The sequence below is a fragment of the Serratia sp. CY33525 genome, from assembly GCF_052169115.1.
Classification (GTDB): domain Bacteria; phylum Pseudomonadota; class Gammaproteobacteria; order Enterobacterales; family Enterobacteriaceae; genus Serratia; species Serratia sarumanii.
Genome location: NZ_JBJNLK010000002.1, coordinates 390,335 through 405,525, shown reverse-complemented (window position 1 = coordinate 405,525; position 15,191 = coordinate 390,335). Strand labels below are relative to the sequence as shown.

The following is a 15,191-nucleotide window of genomic DNA, read 5'->3' as shown; positions in this document are numbered from 1 at the left end:
AATGCGGAGCGGCACGATTTTACTCAGTTCAGAGGATGACGATGACAACACGCGAAACCTCCTCCAAACCGCAGCAGGACCGCCTCAACCCTGTGGTTTTCTTCACCTCGGCGGGTCTGATCCTGGCCTTCTCGCTGATGACCATCTTTTTCACCGACTTCTCCGGGCAGTGGATCACCCGCACGCTGAATTGGGTGTCGACCACCTTCGGTTGGTACTACCTGCTGGCGGCGACGCTGTACATCGTGTTCGTGGTGTTTATCGCCGCTTCGCGCTTCGGCTCGATCAAGCTCGGGCCGGAGCAGTCCAAGCCGGAGTTCAGCCTGATGAGCTGGGCGGCGATGCTGTTCGCCGCCGGCATCGGCATCGACCTGATGTTCTTCTCGGTCGCCGAGCCGGTGACCCAGTACATGATGCCGCCGGAAGGCGACGCGCAAACGCTGGAGGCCGCGCGCCAGGCGATGGTCTGGACGCTGTTCCACTACGGCCTGACCGGCTGGTCGATGTATGCGCTGATGGGCATCGCCCTCGGCTACTTCAGCTATCGCTACAATCTGCCGCTGACCATCCGCTCGGCGCTGTACCCGATCTTCGGTAAGCGCATCAATGGCCCGATCGGCCACAGCGTGGACATCGCCGCGGTGCTCGGCACCATCTTCGGCATCGCCACCACGCTGGGCATCGGCGTGGTGCAGCTCAACTACGGCCTCAAGGTGCTGTTCGAGATCCCGGAAAACCTGACGGTGCAGGGCTCGCTGATCCTGCTGTCGGTGATCATGGCCACCATCTCGGTCACCTCGGGCGTCAACAAGGGCATCCGCATCCTGTCCGAGCTGAACGTGCTGCTGGCGCTGGGCCTGATCCTGTTCGTGCTGTTCTTCGGCGACACCGAGTTCCTGCTCAATGCGCTGGTGCTCAACGTCGGCGATTACATCAACCGCTTTATGGGCATGACGCTCAACAGCTTCGCCTTTGATCGGCCGGTGGAGTGGATGAACAACTGGACGCTGTTCTTCTGGGCCTGGTGGGTGGCGTGGTCGCCGTTCGTCGGCCTGTTCCTGGCGCGCATCTCGCGCGGGCGCACCATTCGCCAGTTCGTGGTCGGCACGCTGATCATTCCGTTCGTGTTCACCCTGCTGTGGCTGTCTATCTTCGGCAACAGCGCGCTGTACCAGATCATTCACGGCAACGCCGAGTTTGCGCAGGAAGTGATGCAGTTCCCGGAGCGCGGCTTCTACAGCCTGCTGGCGCAATACCCCGGCTTCACCTTCAGCGCCTCGGTGGCCACCATCACCGGCCTGCTGTTCTACGTCACCTCGGCGGACTCCGGCTCGCTGGTGCTGGGCAACTTCACCTCGCGCCTGGCCGACATCAATAATGATGCGCCAAACTGGCTGCGGATTTTCTGGTCGGTGGCCATCGGCCTGCTGACCATCGGCATGCTGATGACCGACGGCGTGCCGGCGCTGCAGAAAACCACGGTGATCATGGGCCTGCCGTTCAGCTTCGTGATCTTCTTCGTGATGGCCGGGCTGTATAAATCGCTGCGGGTGGAAGACTACCGCAAGGCCAGCGCGCTCAGCACCCTGGCGCCGGTGCCGGTCTCCAGCCACGACGTGCTCAACTGGAAACAGCGCCTGTCGCGGGTGATGAACTACCCGGGCACCCAGTACACGCAGAAAATGTTGGATAAAGTCTGCCGCCCGGCAATGCAGGACGTGGCGCGCGAGCTGGAGCTGCGCGGTGCGAAAGTGGAGTTCAGCGAAGTGCCGCCGACCGAAGACGAGCGCCTGAACCACCTGGAGCTGCTGGTGCACCTGGGCGAGGAACAGAACTTTATCTATCAGATCTGGCCGATGCGCTACTCGGTGCCGGGCTTCACCTATCGCGCCCGCTCCGGTAAATCGCACTACTACCGGCTGGAAACCTTCCTGATGGAAGGCACCCAGGGCAACGACCTGATGGACTACAGCAAGGAACAGGTGATTGGCGATATCCTCGACCAGTACGAGAAGCACCTGAACTTCCTGCACATTCATCGCGAAGCGCCGGGGGGCACCCTGACCTTCCCGGATATGTGACGGTCGATCAATAACCAGAGGGCGTAGCCAGGCTACGCCCTTTTTTATGCCTGCTCGGCCGGCAAATCGGCTTTCAGCAGCACCAGGGAACCGGCCAGCAACACCAGATCCTTGATCAAAAAGCTGGTGGCGCCGGCCATGGCCGGAAAACCGCCAGCGGAAGGCTCCCAGGCACCCGGCGTGGAAAAGATCAGCGTCAGCGTGGTCAGGTAGGTCACCGTCGAACCGATCGCCCCCAGCAACCCCAGCCGCCGCGACCAGAATCCCGCCAGCAGCAGCAAACCGAAGCTCCACTCGGCGACGCCCAGCGCATAGCTGGCGCCGCGGATGCCGAACGCCTGATGCATCCAGCTCAGCAGCGGGCTGTTGCCGATCAGCGGCACCAGCCCCTGCGCCTCGTAATCAAACCATTTGGCGTAGCCGAAGGCGGCGAAGATCACCACCAGCGCCGCGCGCATAAAGATAACGTCCCCGTTCGAGCGCTGAAAGCGCCGCAGCCATGTCGCCAGCATCATCCTCTCTCCTTATGTTGCCCGCGGCCGCCGCGGATCGCCCGCTGGTGGCCGCGGAGTGCGGCGGCTTAGTGCCCCATCGCGTCCTTCTTCATTTCGTCTTTCTTCATGCCGTCTTTGGCCATACCGTCTTTCGCCATGCCATCCTTTTTCATGGCGTCTTTGCCCATCTTGTCTTTCTTCATGCAGTCCTTGCCCATGCACTCTTTCTTCATCCCATCTTTCGCCATGCCGTCGTGCGACATCTGGCTCATGCCGTCCTTTTTCATCGCGTCTTTGCTCATGCCATCAGCGGCGTTGGCGCCGGCTACGCCCAGCATCAGCGCGCTGCACATCATCATTGCGAGTAACTTTTTCATGGTATTTCCTTCCGTCATGTCAAAGGCACCGGAGTGCCGGAGAATGGCCGGCGGCCGCCTCAGCTGCCGCCAAACCAGTTGTAGCCCTGGTCTTCCCAGTAACCGCCCGGGAAGCGGTTGGTGACCTCGATCACCTGAATGTGTTTCGGGTTCTTGTAGCCCAGCTTGGTCGGCATGCGCAGCTTCATCGGGTAGCCGTACTTGCGCGGCAAGATCTGGCCGTCATAAGTCAGCGCGATAATCGTCTGCGGATGCAGCGCGGTGGCCATGTCGATGCTGGTGTAGTAGTCGTCGGCGCATTTGAAGCTGACGTAGCGGGCGCTCAGATCCGCGCCAATCGCCTTGAGGAAGGTCGCGAACGGTACGCCGCCCCACTTGCCGATGGCGCTCCAGCCCTCGACACAGATATGGCGCGTCACCTGGCTGACCTGCGCCATCCGGTGCAGCTGCGGCAGGCTCCAGGCGCGTTTGTCCTGCACCAATCCGGCCACCTCCAGCCGGTAGTCGTCGCCGTTGATGTCCGGCGCGTCCTCCTCGGCGTAGAAAGCGTTGAACGGGAACGGCCGGGTGATCATCGATTCCGGGTAGACCGGCGCCAGGCGCTCGCCGTCGAACAGCCAGCCCTGCACCCGATCGTTGAAGCGCGACATGTGGCTAAGCGCCTGTTCGACGTTGGCGTTGTCGCTGAGATCGCAGCCGGTGAGCATGGCGATGCCGCCCAGCGTCAGGCCATTGCGCAGAAAGCGGCGGCGGGATGACGCGCTCAACAGCCGCTGCGCTTCTTTGACGATCGCCTGCCCTTCATCGATCGTCATGATCTGTTTATCCTTTTCCATTATTCACTCCTTAGCGTCCGCGCAGCATGGCCAGCAGCGTGCGCGGCACCAGCGCCACCATCACCAGGTGAATCGCGACGAAGGCCACCAGCGCCGACATAGCGAAAAAGTGGATATAGCGCGCCGCCTCATAACCGCCGAGCAGCGTGCGCAGCAGCGGAAACTGCACCGATTTCCACAGCACCAGCCCGGACAGCGCGCTCATCACGCCGAGGATCATCACCGACAGATAGGCCACGCGTTGCACCATGTTGTAGTGGCGCAGGTCGGCGTGTTGCAGCCTGCCGCGCAGCGCGGCGCCTATATCGGCGAGAAACTGCCGTGGGCTGAGCGGCCAATATTTACGTTTGAAGCGCCCGCTGGCCAGGTTGATCAGCAGGTAGCACAGCCCGTTGACGCCGAACAGCCACATGCCGGCGAAGTGCCACTGCAGCGCGCCACCCAGCCAGCCGCCGAGCGTCAGCTCATTGAGAAAGCTGAAGTTGAACAGCGGCGAGGCGTTGTAGATGCGCCAGCCGCTGGTCACCATGATCAGCATCGCCAGCGCATTCAGCCAGTGCGTCAACCGCAGCCACAGCGGATGCACCGTCTGTCGTTGTTCCGGGGTGAGAGTGAGGCTCATGCGAACTCCTGGCGACCAATGAGGCGATGAGCCGAGTATTCCCCGGATTTGTTCCCCAAGACCTCACGCAAAGTTAAATAAAATGTGATAACTCCGCCGGTGGGGGTTGTGTAGACTTCAGAGAGAAACGGGCAATCAGCGGTAATGAGAATGGACAAGCCAAAACGAATTTTGATCGTCGAGGACGACGGCGACATCGCCGAACTGCTGCAGCTGCATCTGCGCGACGAGGGTTACGCCATCAGCCACGCCGCCGACGGCAACCGGGGCATGGCGATGCTGGAACAGGGCGGCTGGGACACCCTCATCCTCGATCTGATGCTGCCGGGCGTGGACGGATTGGAAATTTGCCGCCGGGCGCGCACCATGACGCGCTACACGCCGATCATCATCATCAGCGCGCGCTCCAGCGAGGTACACCGCGTGCTGGGGCTGGAACTGGGCGCCGACGACTATCTGGCCAAGCCCTTCTCCATGCTGGAGCTGGTGGCGCGGGTCAAGGCGCTGTTCCGCCGCCAGGAAGCGATGAGCCGCAACCTGCGCATGGACGCCGGCGTGCTCAGTTTCAACGATCTGACCATCGATCCCATCGCCCGCGAAGTGCACCTGCACCAGCAGCCGGTCGAGCTGACGCCGCGCGAATTCGACCTGCTGTACTTTTTCGCCCGCCACCCGGGCCAGGTGTTCTCGCGCCTGAGCCTGTTGAATCAGGTCTGGGGCTATCAGCACGAGGGGTATGAGCACACCGTCAACACCCATATCAACCGGCTGCGCATCAAAATAGAGCGCAACCCGGCGGAACCCGAGCGCATCCTCACGGTGTGGGGCATGGGCTATAAATTCGCGGCCGCGCCGCAAGAGTGAGCCATGAAAAACCTTACGTTAGCGCAACGCCTCACGCTGATCTTCGCGCTGCTGATCGTCATCGGCTGCGCCTTTTCCGGCTGGATGCAGGTGCGCAGCAGCACCCAGTACAGCCAGGCGGTGATCCAGCGCCTGTCCGGCAACCTGGCGCAGCATATTGCCGACAGCAACCCGCTGCTGGGGGTGAACGGGCCGGATCCGCAGGCGGTGCATACCCTGTTCGATCAGCTGATGGCGGTGAATCCCAGCGTTGAGGTTTACCTGCTCGACAAACAGGGCACGATTATCGGCAACGCCGCGCCGGCCGGGCATCTGAAGCGGCAGCGGGTCGCGCTGCCGCCGCTGCAGGCGCTGCTCGGTGGCGCGCCGATGCCGGTGTATGGCGACGATCCGCGCAGCGCGGACGGGCGCAAGGTGTTCAGCGTCGCGCCGCTAAAGGTTGATGGCCGGATCGAAGGCTATCTGTACGTGGTGCTGCTCGGCGAAGAGTACACGGCGCTGGCCAGCAACGCCCAGTTCAACTCGGCGGTCAGGATGGCGCTGTGGACCTCCGGGCTGATGGTGCTGTTCAGCCTGCTGGCCGGCGGTTTGGCGTTTTATTGGGTGACGCGCCCTATCCGTCGCCTGACCCGGCAGGTCAGCGCGCTGGACAGCGGCGGCATCGAGGCGGTGCAGGCCTACGCATCGCTGCCGGCGGTACGGGCCGGGCGCGACGAAGTCAGCCAGCTGCAGCAGGCCTTCCACCGCATGGCGCAGCGCCTTGCCGAACAGTGGCAAACGCTGGCGCAGCAGGATCGGCTGCGGCGCGAGTTCATCGCCAACGTCTCGCACGATCTGCGCACCCCGCTCACCTCGCTGCACGGCTATCTGGAGACGCTGTCGGTCAAAGCCGCCACCCTGAGCGAAGCCGATCGGCAGCGCTACCTGGAGATCGCGCTGGCGCAGAGCCGCAAGGTGGGCAAGCTGGCGCAGGAGCTGTTCGAGCTGGCGCGGCTGGAGTACGGCGTGGTGAAACCGCAGAAAGAACCCTTCTCCCTCAGCGAGCTGTTGCAGGACGTGTTCCAAAAGTTCGAACTGGCGGCGGAGGCGCGCAACCAGCGGCTGCACGCCGACATTCCCCCCGGCATTCCGCCGGTGTTCGCCGATCTCAGCATGCTTGAGCGGGTGCTGACCAACCTGCTGGACAACGCCATTCGCCATACGCCGCCCGGCGGCGACATCGGCGTGCGGCTGTGGCGGCAGGACGATCGGGTGATGGTGCAGGTCAGCGACAGCGGCCCCGGTATTCCGCAGACGCTGCGCGCCGATCTGTTCGTGCGCCCGTCTGTCCTGAGCGGCGCCCGGCGCCCTTCCGGCGGACTGGGCCTGATGATCGTGCGACGCATTCTGCAGCTGCACGATAGCGATATTCAGCTGATCGAACAAGCGCAAAGCGGCGCCTGCTTCCGCTTTGCCATTCCGCCGCGTTAATCGAGGCAGCTGCGATCGACGCTAATAAACTTGTCGTTATAGATAATGAATTTCTGCCCCTTCAGCCGAATATCGGCATGGGTCAGCGTATCGCCGGGGCGCAGGTATTCGGTGACGCCCTCTTCATCCGTGCTGTTGCAGCCCGGCTTGAGCAGGAACTTGAAGTAGGTGTTGCCGGTGTTGGTGAGCGTACCGCGCTGGGTATCGAGCCGATAGGCAAAGTTTACCTGACGCGGACGCACCACCAGAATGGTGTCCATCACCACGATCGGCTCCAGGTTGACGCCGGCGCCCCGACGCGGCCCCGGCTCGAACAATCGGGTCGGCACTTCGCGAAATGACACCCGGTAATAACGCTCGCGATTATCCTGCGGCCCGCGGTAGAAAAACTTGTAGTACTCCGCCTGCCCGGCCTGCAGCGTCAGCTGGCGCGGTGCGAACAGCAGCTCGCCGTCCGCCGGCCGGCTGCGCACCTCGCGCTCTCCCGGCCGATCGATGGCGCGAATGCTCACCTGATACAGGCGCGCGCTGCGGTTGTTATTCAACACCCGCTTGGCGGTGAATGAGCGATCCTGATCCATGGCAAACGTCAGGGTACCAACATTGATCGCGGTGGCAGTAAAGGGGAAGGACAGACACAGCAACCCTATCAGCATAAGTTTCACGCTCTGCCCTCAATTGATGTTGCGCCAGGTGGCTTCGACATGAATTTCACCGGCGGCGCTGACGTCGCCGTACCAACCGTTGCCGTCGACGGTTCTCAGCGAGATCGGATTATTCATCGGAATACTAAAGGTCACGCGGGTCTTGTTCAGCACCCCCACTTCGCCGGAAATATCATTCCACGGGGTGCTGCTCCAGAGCGCATTGGTCATGTCGTGCCACTGGCCATCGCAGCCGGCGGCGAAGCTCTGCTGGCCGTTGGTGCTGGTGGTGATGCCGAGGGTGGCGGGAAACGGCACCTGGGTACTGTTATCCGCGGAAGAAAAGAGGCAATAGTTCACCCCGTTGATCGCCCGAGTCGGCCCGGTCGCCATCACCCTCACCTGATCGGCGGCGGTTTTGCCGCTGGTAGTCACCAGGTAGCCGAACTCCAGCGCCGGCTCCGCCGGGCCGACATAACCTTCACGATGAGGGCTGTTGTCGTAATCATCGGAAATAATGCTGATGCTGAAATCGCGCGGCTTGATAATCAGCTGGTTTGAGGTGGAAAACTCATACCATCCCGACTCCGGCGAGGTGGTGTTCTGAAAACGGAAATTGATCAGATCGCGGGTGCCGCTGTCGGAAATCCCCAGCGCAACCATCTGTTTGAAGAAGTTACTGGAGAAGAACACATAGACGGCATTGCTGCTCTTCAGTTCGTTAAAGGTATAGTAGCTGCCGGTGCCCGACGTGTTTTTCCAGGTGTTGCCGTTCAGACTGAACTGCAGGTCGGCGGCGTTCACCGCGGATGACAGCGCCGCATGGTTAATCGCCGGGAAAACATGAATCGAGGTATTACTGACGCTGCCGTCGGTCTGCAAATCATAGCTGACCATCTTGCACATGATGCCCGAGCGGGCGCCGATAGTCTGGTTCTTGCAATCGGCATTGCCCTCGCCGATGATCGGCACCCCATCGCTGTTGACGAACACCTCCGATACGGCGTTGGTATTGATAAAGCGCAGGTGGGCGGCCTTGCTGTGCGTGACGGTGCGCTTGTACCAGCTGCCGCTGGCCTGATCCTGGCAGCGGCCGCCGGCCGCGGCGTCGTAAGCCACCGACGTTTGGCAACCGTTGATCTGCATGCTGAAAGCGTCACCCGCCGCCATCTGCTTCAGATACTGATAGAAGCTCGGCGACATCATGCCGTGCATCCATTTTGCGCCGCCGGGCGTGACCACGGCGCCGTAAAATCCCTTTTCGTCGGTGGTCTGCGGCAGAATCAAGCTGGTATCCATATTGCAACCGGCATACCAGTTGATGCAACGCAAGCCGAGGAACGGATTCTTTATCGGCGCATTTTCCAGCCACATGTCATAGCGCCAGTTGGCATTCAGCACCGTGTTGTAGCCATTATCCACGTACCCCAGGCTTTGCTGATAAATAGTGCCGGAACCGCCGTATTTCAGCCCGGTCCACTTATTGGCGCCGGTCATGCGCGGATCCAGCCCGCCGGCCGGCGTAACGAAAAAATTGTCGTCGGCGTTGTTCTCCACGAAGACAAATTTCATTACCGCCGCATCCGGCCAGTTGGTCTGGCTGACCGCCGCCTGCAGCGCGGGGGCGACCAGCGCCAACAACAACAGCGCAACGTTAGCTCTCATGGTCAGACTCCCCGGATGACAGATTGCCCGCATAGGTTTTCAGCCCGGTGCAGATCACGTCGCCGACCCACACCGCGCCTTGCGCCTTGCTGAGATCCAAATCCACTTCGCACGTCTGATTGCCGCTGTGGGTAAAATCGATAACCGGGAATTTTTTGTCGACGTCCATGATAAATTCGCCTTTCTCATCGGTGCGGGTGCGGCCAATATGGTTCTTGATATAGGCGTTGGCCAGCAGCGTGCCGTCCTCCGCCTTGATGCGGCCGAACACCGTCACCATCTGTTTTATCTCCGGCGAGATCACCGCCACGTTGCCCGGATACAGGGTGAGCTTGCTCTTGCGCTTGGTGACGATGTCGAAGCTCTCCGCCGAGTTTTTGTTGTTCATCAGCTCAACGTCGTACTGACCGTAAGGCGACAAAGGCAGGTAATTCTTATTGCCGCTCAGCTTCACCATCCGGCCGTCAACCCGTGCGGTCAGCAGGCCGTCGTTTTCAATGCCGGTATTGAAGATAATCCCGGCGTTGCCTTCGTTGCGGCCGCTGATGGCAATATCACGCCCTTGCCAGCCCATGCTGCCGCTCGCGGTCAGGCTGCTGTTAACGTAGCCGTCGGCGGAGCTGCTGACGTTGAGCGTGCCGGCAGAATACTTGGTGTCGAAGCGCGCATAGCCACCGCCGTTGAAGCGGTTGTCGCCGCGGGTATCACCGGAAATCGCCCGCGACAGGTTGGCGCCCAGGGTGCGGATCGGCCCGTCCTTGATGTCCTTGCGCGCCGCCAGGTTGGCGGTGGTGTAGCCGTTTTGATTGGAAACGCCGGCGCTTAGCCAGTTGCCCATCGGCAGTGAAAAATCGAGCGCGATGTACTTGCCGGTATTGGCGTTGCTGCTGCCGTTGTTGTAGCGTTGCACGCCCGCCCGCACGCCCAGCGTGCCGAAGCGGCCGGTAAAGATGTTCTGGTAATAGTCGGCGTTGTAATAGTGGCTGTCGTTCTTCTTATCGTCGTTGTAGCTGGCGCTCAGGGTGCCCAGCGGAGACCACAGCGCCCCCAGATTAAGGCTGCCGCCAACGGCGCGGTTATAGGCGTCATTTTGCAACAGACGATCGCCAATCTGCGTTTTCTCCTGATTGATCCATACGCTGCTGAAGCCGCCGGGCAACGCGGCGCTGACGCTATTGACCAGGCTCCAGGAGCGATCGGAGGCCGCCATGTTTTGCAGGTTGATCTGAATCGACTCGGTCACCGGCAGGCTGACGCGGCTCTCGCCGACGGCGTTGCCGTCAAACGAATACCCCGACAGCGCCCAATTAAGCGTTTGCAGATTGCCGGTAGCCGAAGCGCCAAGCAAATAAGAGTCCTTTGCCGGGCGGTGGCGTTCCCGTTCGCCGCGCCAGTCGTCCATGCGCAGCATCCCGCCCCAGAATTGCCAGGCCAGCGGCGCATTGGCGCCGCGATTGGGGCTGAACAGTTTATTCACTCGCTGCATGCGTTTATCGACCACTTTGCCGTTGACCACGACTTCCACCTCTACGTCATAGATACCGTAGGGCAAACTGCCGGTGTCCACTTCATGGTTGCCCATCGTGAAGGTTTGCACGCTGAGCAGCCGCCCGTCGCGCGACAGATGCACCTCGCCGGCCGAGGGGAAAAAAACCACGATCGGCGTCAGCGATTGGGAATTATCGAATACCGTCGAGTTGGCGCGGTTGCCGTAGGACAGACCATAAATCTTGCTCGAGTTGATGGTGGTGACCGGCCCCAGCGACTGCAGATTCCAGCTGTCCAGCATGCCGGCAGCGAAACGGCGGCCGGCGAAATCACGCTCGTACATCGCTTTGTACAGCGTGGCGTTCTCATCGCCGCTGCCGATACCGTAGATGGAACCGTTCAACTCCACGTGGTGTTCACGCAACGCCGTGACGCTGTTGAGCGATAAATAACTGGAGGTATTGCCTTCGCTGGCGCGGGCCCGGTTATCGTAGACCCCGAGGTTATAGTCCAGCGTGCTGCTTACGGCATCCACGCTGGACGCGCCGATGTCGCTGGAGCGAGCGCGCAGCACCGTTCCGAGCGCGGATTCCTTCACCACCAACTGCAGGTTGAGCTGCCGGAAATCCAGCGCCAGCCAGGCGTCGTCCGCGACCCGGATATGCTGCTGCCGATCGAATGGCGCATCCTGCAAAGCCTGCAGCTGGCCGGCTATCGCCGCCGTCAGCCGGGCGCCGTCGTCGTTATCCTCCAGCGTCACCCGACGAATCGTTAGCCTGTCCTGATCCAGGTAGAGAAAGGCATGGCCGATGCGGCTGTCGTCTTTGACGCCATCGCTCTTTTCATAATGCAACAACAGCGGAATACTCATCCCCTCGCGCAACGCCAGGCTGAAAGTGTGCGGGATCAGCACGCCGTTAATCTGCGTCAAACCGGCCGCCATCGCCATACGGCCAGGCAACAGCGTCGGCAGCGCCAGCGCACCGGCAGCCAAAAGCGTTTTCAACAGCACAGCGTTCACATGCCACTCCTTGCGTGATTGTTTTGCATCCATCGTGGATAACGCGCGCATTACTTCACCGGGATAAACTGTTCGCCGTGCCACAGCGCGACGCGCCCTTTTTTATCGTTGACGTCAACCTTGCTGAAGGCGCGATCCTTGCCCGGCATCACGAAATAGTTCTCCTTGCAGTCGCTGCCGTCTTGCTTGTTCCTGCAATTGCCGTAGGCCACCACTTTGAACGTGGCGTTGCCGGTGTTTTTGATCCGTCCGTTGGCGAACTGATAGGCGAAGCGATCCTGCCGAGGCGCCACCACCAAAATGGTGCCGATGCGCGCCGACGTGGTGGCCACGGCATTACGCCGATCCGAGTTTTGCCCCGCCTCGCTCAGCGCCTGATCGAACCAAACGATGCGGTAGTAGCGCTCCTGAGCATCGTTCGGCCCCTTGTAGTAAAAGCGGATCACATCGCTGGCGTTGGCCGGCAAGATCAGGCTGGCGGGCGACAGCAGCATTTCATCCCGGCTGCTCATCGGGATCGCCGTACCGGAGGCCAGGGGGCTGGAAATGCGTTCGATCTTGATGTTCACCAGCCGGCCGCTGTCGGTGGTGTTTTTGATTTCCTTGCTCAGGCGCGCGCTGTCGCCAGGCATGAAGGAGCTGATCTCACCCACATCGAGAGCCAAAGCCGGCCGCAGCAGCATTAACATCAGGGTGACGGCGAGAGAAAAGCGTGTCATTGCGGTATTCCACTGGCGTTGATGAGCGATAAATAGCAGGAGGTCTCCCCCCTGCCAGGTGCAGATCGTTCGGGGGATTAGGAAGTCCAGGTCGCGTTGAACTCGACGCTGACGTCGCCGCTCCAGATACCTTCCGGCAACGTACTGAAATCCGTGACGGCGGTGGTGCCGTTTGACGTCGCGCCGATGATGCTGAAGGTGAATTGATCCTGCGCGCTGGTGCGGCCGGCCTGGTTGTAGGCGTTGGACAGGGCGCTCAGATTGCCGCCCAAAATGCCGGCGGTGGTGTCGATCATGGTGGTTTCAGCCGTTTTCTCTACCGCCGCACCGTTGTAGTTCACCCCGACTTCCAGCGTAGAACCGGAAGTATCCAGCTGAGTCAGCGTATTGGAGACCAGTTTTGAGGTCAGTTTGAAAGCGGTGGCCGTGGTATCGCCTTCCACGGTGACGTCAAACAGGCCTTTCTGACTGTTGAAACCCTTAATGCCTTCTGCATAGTTGAAGGTCAGGCTGCCAATCGGCGTCACAACCAGTTTGCTGGTGGTGTCTTTCTTGGCGGTCGCAGACCAGGTTGCCAACGCCTGAGCGGTAACGTCGGCGGCTTGAGCAGTGCTGACCGCTGCAAAGGCGGAAACGATCGCCAGAGCCAGTGTCATTTTCTTCATGGTATAACTCCCTTCAATGTTGAATATGTTTTCTTTCTTTCGTCCATTCTCAGCCAGCCGTTTGCATCACTGCGTTTAGCCAGTCTGCTTGACGCCACAAGAATATCCCCAGCCGATCAAAAAAGAATCATTAACTATTAAAGTTCAAATATTTAGATTTAAATACCGCAATTAAGGTTTTAACCACCTCCAGTCACGTTAAAACACGGATTAAGCCTTTGATGAAAGCACAATCATATTGTGGTTTACCCCCATCAAAGCGGTTGTTGTTTAACCACAAAGCAGCCCTGTTTATCCTTGCCATGTCCGTACAGAATTTCAGCGCCGCATCATTCGTTGCGGAGAGAAGATTGATTGGATTAACTCAGGAGAGCAGCAGCCAATCCAGATCGGCCGCTGTAGAGAAAAAGGGGGCTTCTCGCCCTGTGTCAGGAAGGGTACCGGGTTCTCAGGGAAAGAATAAGCCGCATAAAACCGGCCTGATTGAGGCCCAGTTTTCGCATAATATTCAGTTTATGGGAGCTGATGGTTTTGTAACTTCGCCGGGTCAGGTTGGCAATGCTTCGTGGAGATGCGCCGGCAGCCATCATGGCCAAAACTCGCCATTCACCGTCAGATAATGCGACAGGCGAATGGACCAACCGGGCGCGAATATGCGGGGAACGATAGCCGGAGAACTCACCCGCAGCCGCAATGGCATCACGCAGGCAATGCAAAGGTTCCTCCTTTGCCACTATAGCTATGCGCGCATCCGTCGCTAACAGCGCTAATATACCGGGGTGTTCTACCGCGGTGAAAATCACCAAGGGAAGTTCCGGCCAGACATTTTTTGCTGTCAGAACGAACCGCAATACATCATACAAATATTCGTTCTGATGATATAACTCCATAATAAGCGCGCGCGGCTTCCCCCCTTTCAATGCTCCCTCCAGCTCGCTCAAGGTATCGATAAAATACCTGTCACTTGATCGGGTAACGAGAAATGCTTCCATTCCTGCTCTCACTAAATAGCTGGGTTCAAAAAATAGCAGCGCATCACCGAGATCGGCTTTAACCATACATAATCACCATAATGAGGTAGAAAGCGGTAGAGAAAGGGAAATACCTCTCGATAAACGCCACACGGCCCCCCGCCAAATGAAAATCAAACGTTCAATTTCAATGCTGTAATATTTTTGTCATATCCACCATCCTTTCAATCGCGTTGGGCCGACGGCTATCGATGGTCAATTAATAAACTCGGCATTGTCGCTTTCCAAACCGGAACAGATCTCCATTTTATGTTCACGCAAAATCTTGCAGCGCAGCAGGAATAAGCGGGAAATGCCGGAAATGTAAGCCCTGACCTGATTGCTGCGCACCACCAGCAAAAACTCATCGCCGCTGCATTCTCCCGTTTGGTGAGCGGCGTAAGCCAGAATGTCCCGATTCAGGCTGGCGTTGACCGACGCCGAGGCGGCAGGCAAGGACATGAAAACCTTACAATTGCCGGACTTTCCCAAGTAGCTCTCCTGCCGGGCCTCCGAGCCGCTGAAATAGGCGGTGACAGCAATGGCCATGAGGATGCCCCCCAGGACCAATGCACAGATCATCAGCCAGCCGCGGCGGGAATCACCGAAAAAAGAGGTGGCCCGGTTGATGACGGTTGCGGATGGCGGGTTTATCGCCGCTTCGGGCGCAGGCTCCGGCAAAGAGGCGGCGGGTTCTGCATCGTGTCTATCTTCCGCTTCCTCATAAGACTCGATGGTAATCTCATCACGCAGCATAAAACCCACTTTAGGGACAGTGACAATAACCTCTTCTTCGACGCCCAGATTTTTAATCACCCGGCGTAATTTGCTGACGCACTGATTAAGATTATTATTGCTGGAAACCATGCCGTAATCGTCCCAGACCTTCTTGAATATCAATTCACGCCCCACGGCCTCGCCATGGTGGGCAATCAGCAGCAGCAACAACCGCTTGGAAGGACTGGATATGGATATGGGATCGTCAGAAAAATCAGTTGGGCTAAGGGTTCTGGTGTCTGCGTCAAAGAGAATATGGTCATTAAATCTATATTTCATTTTATTCACATGTTTTCACTATAGCGATAATTTATAGTTTGGCGTCAAATGTTAATGAAATATTAAATCGGGTTAATTCGCAAAAACACCCAAATGCAGGCAAGAAAAACCACGCAATCAACGCCACGAAATACGCTTTTTCACCTCACCACCGTTATATAGGATTTTTCTTGCAAACC

The 15,191-nt window shown here is 59.2% G+C and carries 14 protein-coding genes; 3 read left to right on the top strand and 11 right to left on the bottom strand.

Annotation, left to right across the window (positions count from 1 at the left end; translation table 11 throughout):
- Positions 1 to 41: 41 nt before the first annotated feature.
- The gene (locus ACJ8IM_RS06975; RefSeq protein ID WP_033653535.1) at positions 42 to 2,081 is read left to right on the top strand and encodes a choline transporter; all 2,040 of its coding nucleotides are present in this window, start codon (positions 42 to 44) and stop codon (positions 2,079 to 2,081) included.
- A 44-nt stretch (positions 2,082 to 2,125) separates the two neighbouring features.
- On the opposite strand, the gene ACJ8IM_RS06970 is transcribed toward ACJ8IM_RS06975, so the two are convergent.
- From ACJ8IM_RS06970 to ACJ8IM_RS06955, 4 genes are all read right to left on the bottom strand, one after another.
- Positions 2,126 to 2,596 (bottom strand): YkgB family protein, encoded by a 471-nt coding sequence (locus ACJ8IM_RS06970; RefSeq protein WP_033637683.1) that lies wholly within the window; start codon positions 2,594 to 2,596, stop codon positions 2,126 to 2,128.
- 65 nt (positions 2,597 to 2,661) lie between these two features.
- Positions 2,662 to 2,952, bottom strand: coding sequence for a pentapeptide MXKDX repeat protein (locus ACJ8IM_RS06965; protein WP_033653383.1), 291 nt, complete (start codon positions 2,950 to 2,952; stop codon positions 2,662 to 2,664).
- Positions 2,953 to 3,011: 59 nt separating this feature from the next.
- The gene (locus ACJ8IM_RS06960) at positions 3,012 to 3,788 is read right to left on the bottom strand and encodes a molybdopterin-dependent oxidoreductase (RefSeq protein WP_033653384.1); all 777 of its coding nucleotides are present in this window, start codon (positions 3,786 to 3,788) and stop codon (positions 3,012 to 3,014) included.
- Between the two features lie 10 nt (positions 3,789 to 3,798).
- Entirely contained in the window at positions 3,799 to 4,410 is a 612-nt protein-coding gene (locus tag ACJ8IM_RS06955; RefSeq protein WP_033653385.1) for a cytochrome b/b6 domain-containing protein, read from the bottom strand.
- Positions 4,411 to 4,560: 150 nt separating this feature from the next.
- Here ACJ8IM_RS06955 and ACJ8IM_RS06950 point away from each other — a divergent pair, with 150 nt between their 5' ends.
- On the top strand, positions 4,561 to 5,274 hold the full coding sequence (locus tag ACJ8IM_RS06950; protein WP_033653386.1) for a response regulator transcription factor: 714 nt from the start codon (positions 4,561 to 4,563) through the stop codon (positions 5,272 to 5,274).
- Between the two features lie 3 nt (positions 5,275 to 5,277).
- Entirely contained in the window at positions 5,278 to 6,744 is a 1,467-nt protein-coding gene (locus tag ACJ8IM_RS06945; protein WP_033653387.1) for a sensor histidine kinase, read from the top strand.
- On the opposite strand, the gene ACJ8IM_RS06940 is transcribed toward ACJ8IM_RS06945, so the two are convergent.
- From ACJ8IM_RS06940 to ACJ8IM_RS06910, 7 genes are all read right to left on the bottom strand, one after another.
- Complete coding sequence (locus ACJ8IM_RS06940; RefSeq protein ID WP_072008395.1) at positions 6,741 to 7,400, bottom strand: fimbria/pilus periplasmic chaperone; 660 nt, start codon at positions 7,398 to 7,400, stop codon at positions 6,741 to 6,743. The genes ACJ8IM_RS06945 and ACJ8IM_RS06940 overlap by 4 nt on opposite strands.
- Positions 7,401 to 7,418: 18 nt before the next feature.
- Positions 7,419 to 9,053, bottom strand: coding sequence for a fimbrial adhesin EcpD (ecpD, locus tag ACJ8IM_RS06935; RefSeq protein WP_033653389.1), 1,635 nt, complete (start codon positions 9,051 to 9,053; stop codon positions 7,419 to 7,421).
- Positions 9,043 to 11,595: a CS1-pili formation C-terminal domain-containing protein gene (locus tag ACJ8IM_RS06930; protein WP_051917614.1), complete on the bottom strand. Its 2,553-nt coding sequence runs from the start codon at positions 11,593 to 11,595 to the stop codon at positions 9,043 to 9,045. Before ACJ8IM_RS06930 ends, ecpD begins: the two co-directional genes overlap by 11 nt.
- Before the next feature lie 17 nt (positions 11,596 to 11,612).
- Positions 11,613 to 12,281 (bottom strand): hypothetical protein, encoded by a 669-nt coding sequence (locus ACJ8IM_RS06925; protein WP_033646845.1) that lies wholly within the window; start codon positions 12,279 to 12,281, stop codon positions 11,613 to 11,615.
- Between the two features lie 77 nt (positions 12,282 to 12,358).
- Complete coding sequence (ecpA, locus tag ACJ8IM_RS06920; RefSeq protein ID WP_033646847.1) at positions 12,359 to 12,946, bottom strand: common pilus major fimbrillin subunit EcpA; 588 nt, start codon at positions 12,944 to 12,946, stop codon at positions 12,359 to 12,361.
- A gap of 428 nt (positions 12,947 to 13,374) precedes the next feature.
- Entirely contained in the window at positions 13,375 to 14,004 is a 630-nt protein-coding gene (locus ACJ8IM_RS06915; protein WP_033653391.1) for a helix-turn-helix transcriptional regulator, read from the bottom strand.
- A 168-nt stretch (positions 14,005 to 14,172) separates the two neighbouring features.
- Positions 14,173 to 15,012: a winged helix-turn-helix domain-containing protein gene (locus ACJ8IM_RS06910; RefSeq protein ID WP_033646852.1), complete on the bottom strand. Its 840-nt coding sequence runs from the start codon at positions 15,010 to 15,012 to the stop codon at positions 14,173 to 14,175.
- Positions 15,013 to 15,191 lie beyond the last annotated feature (179 nt).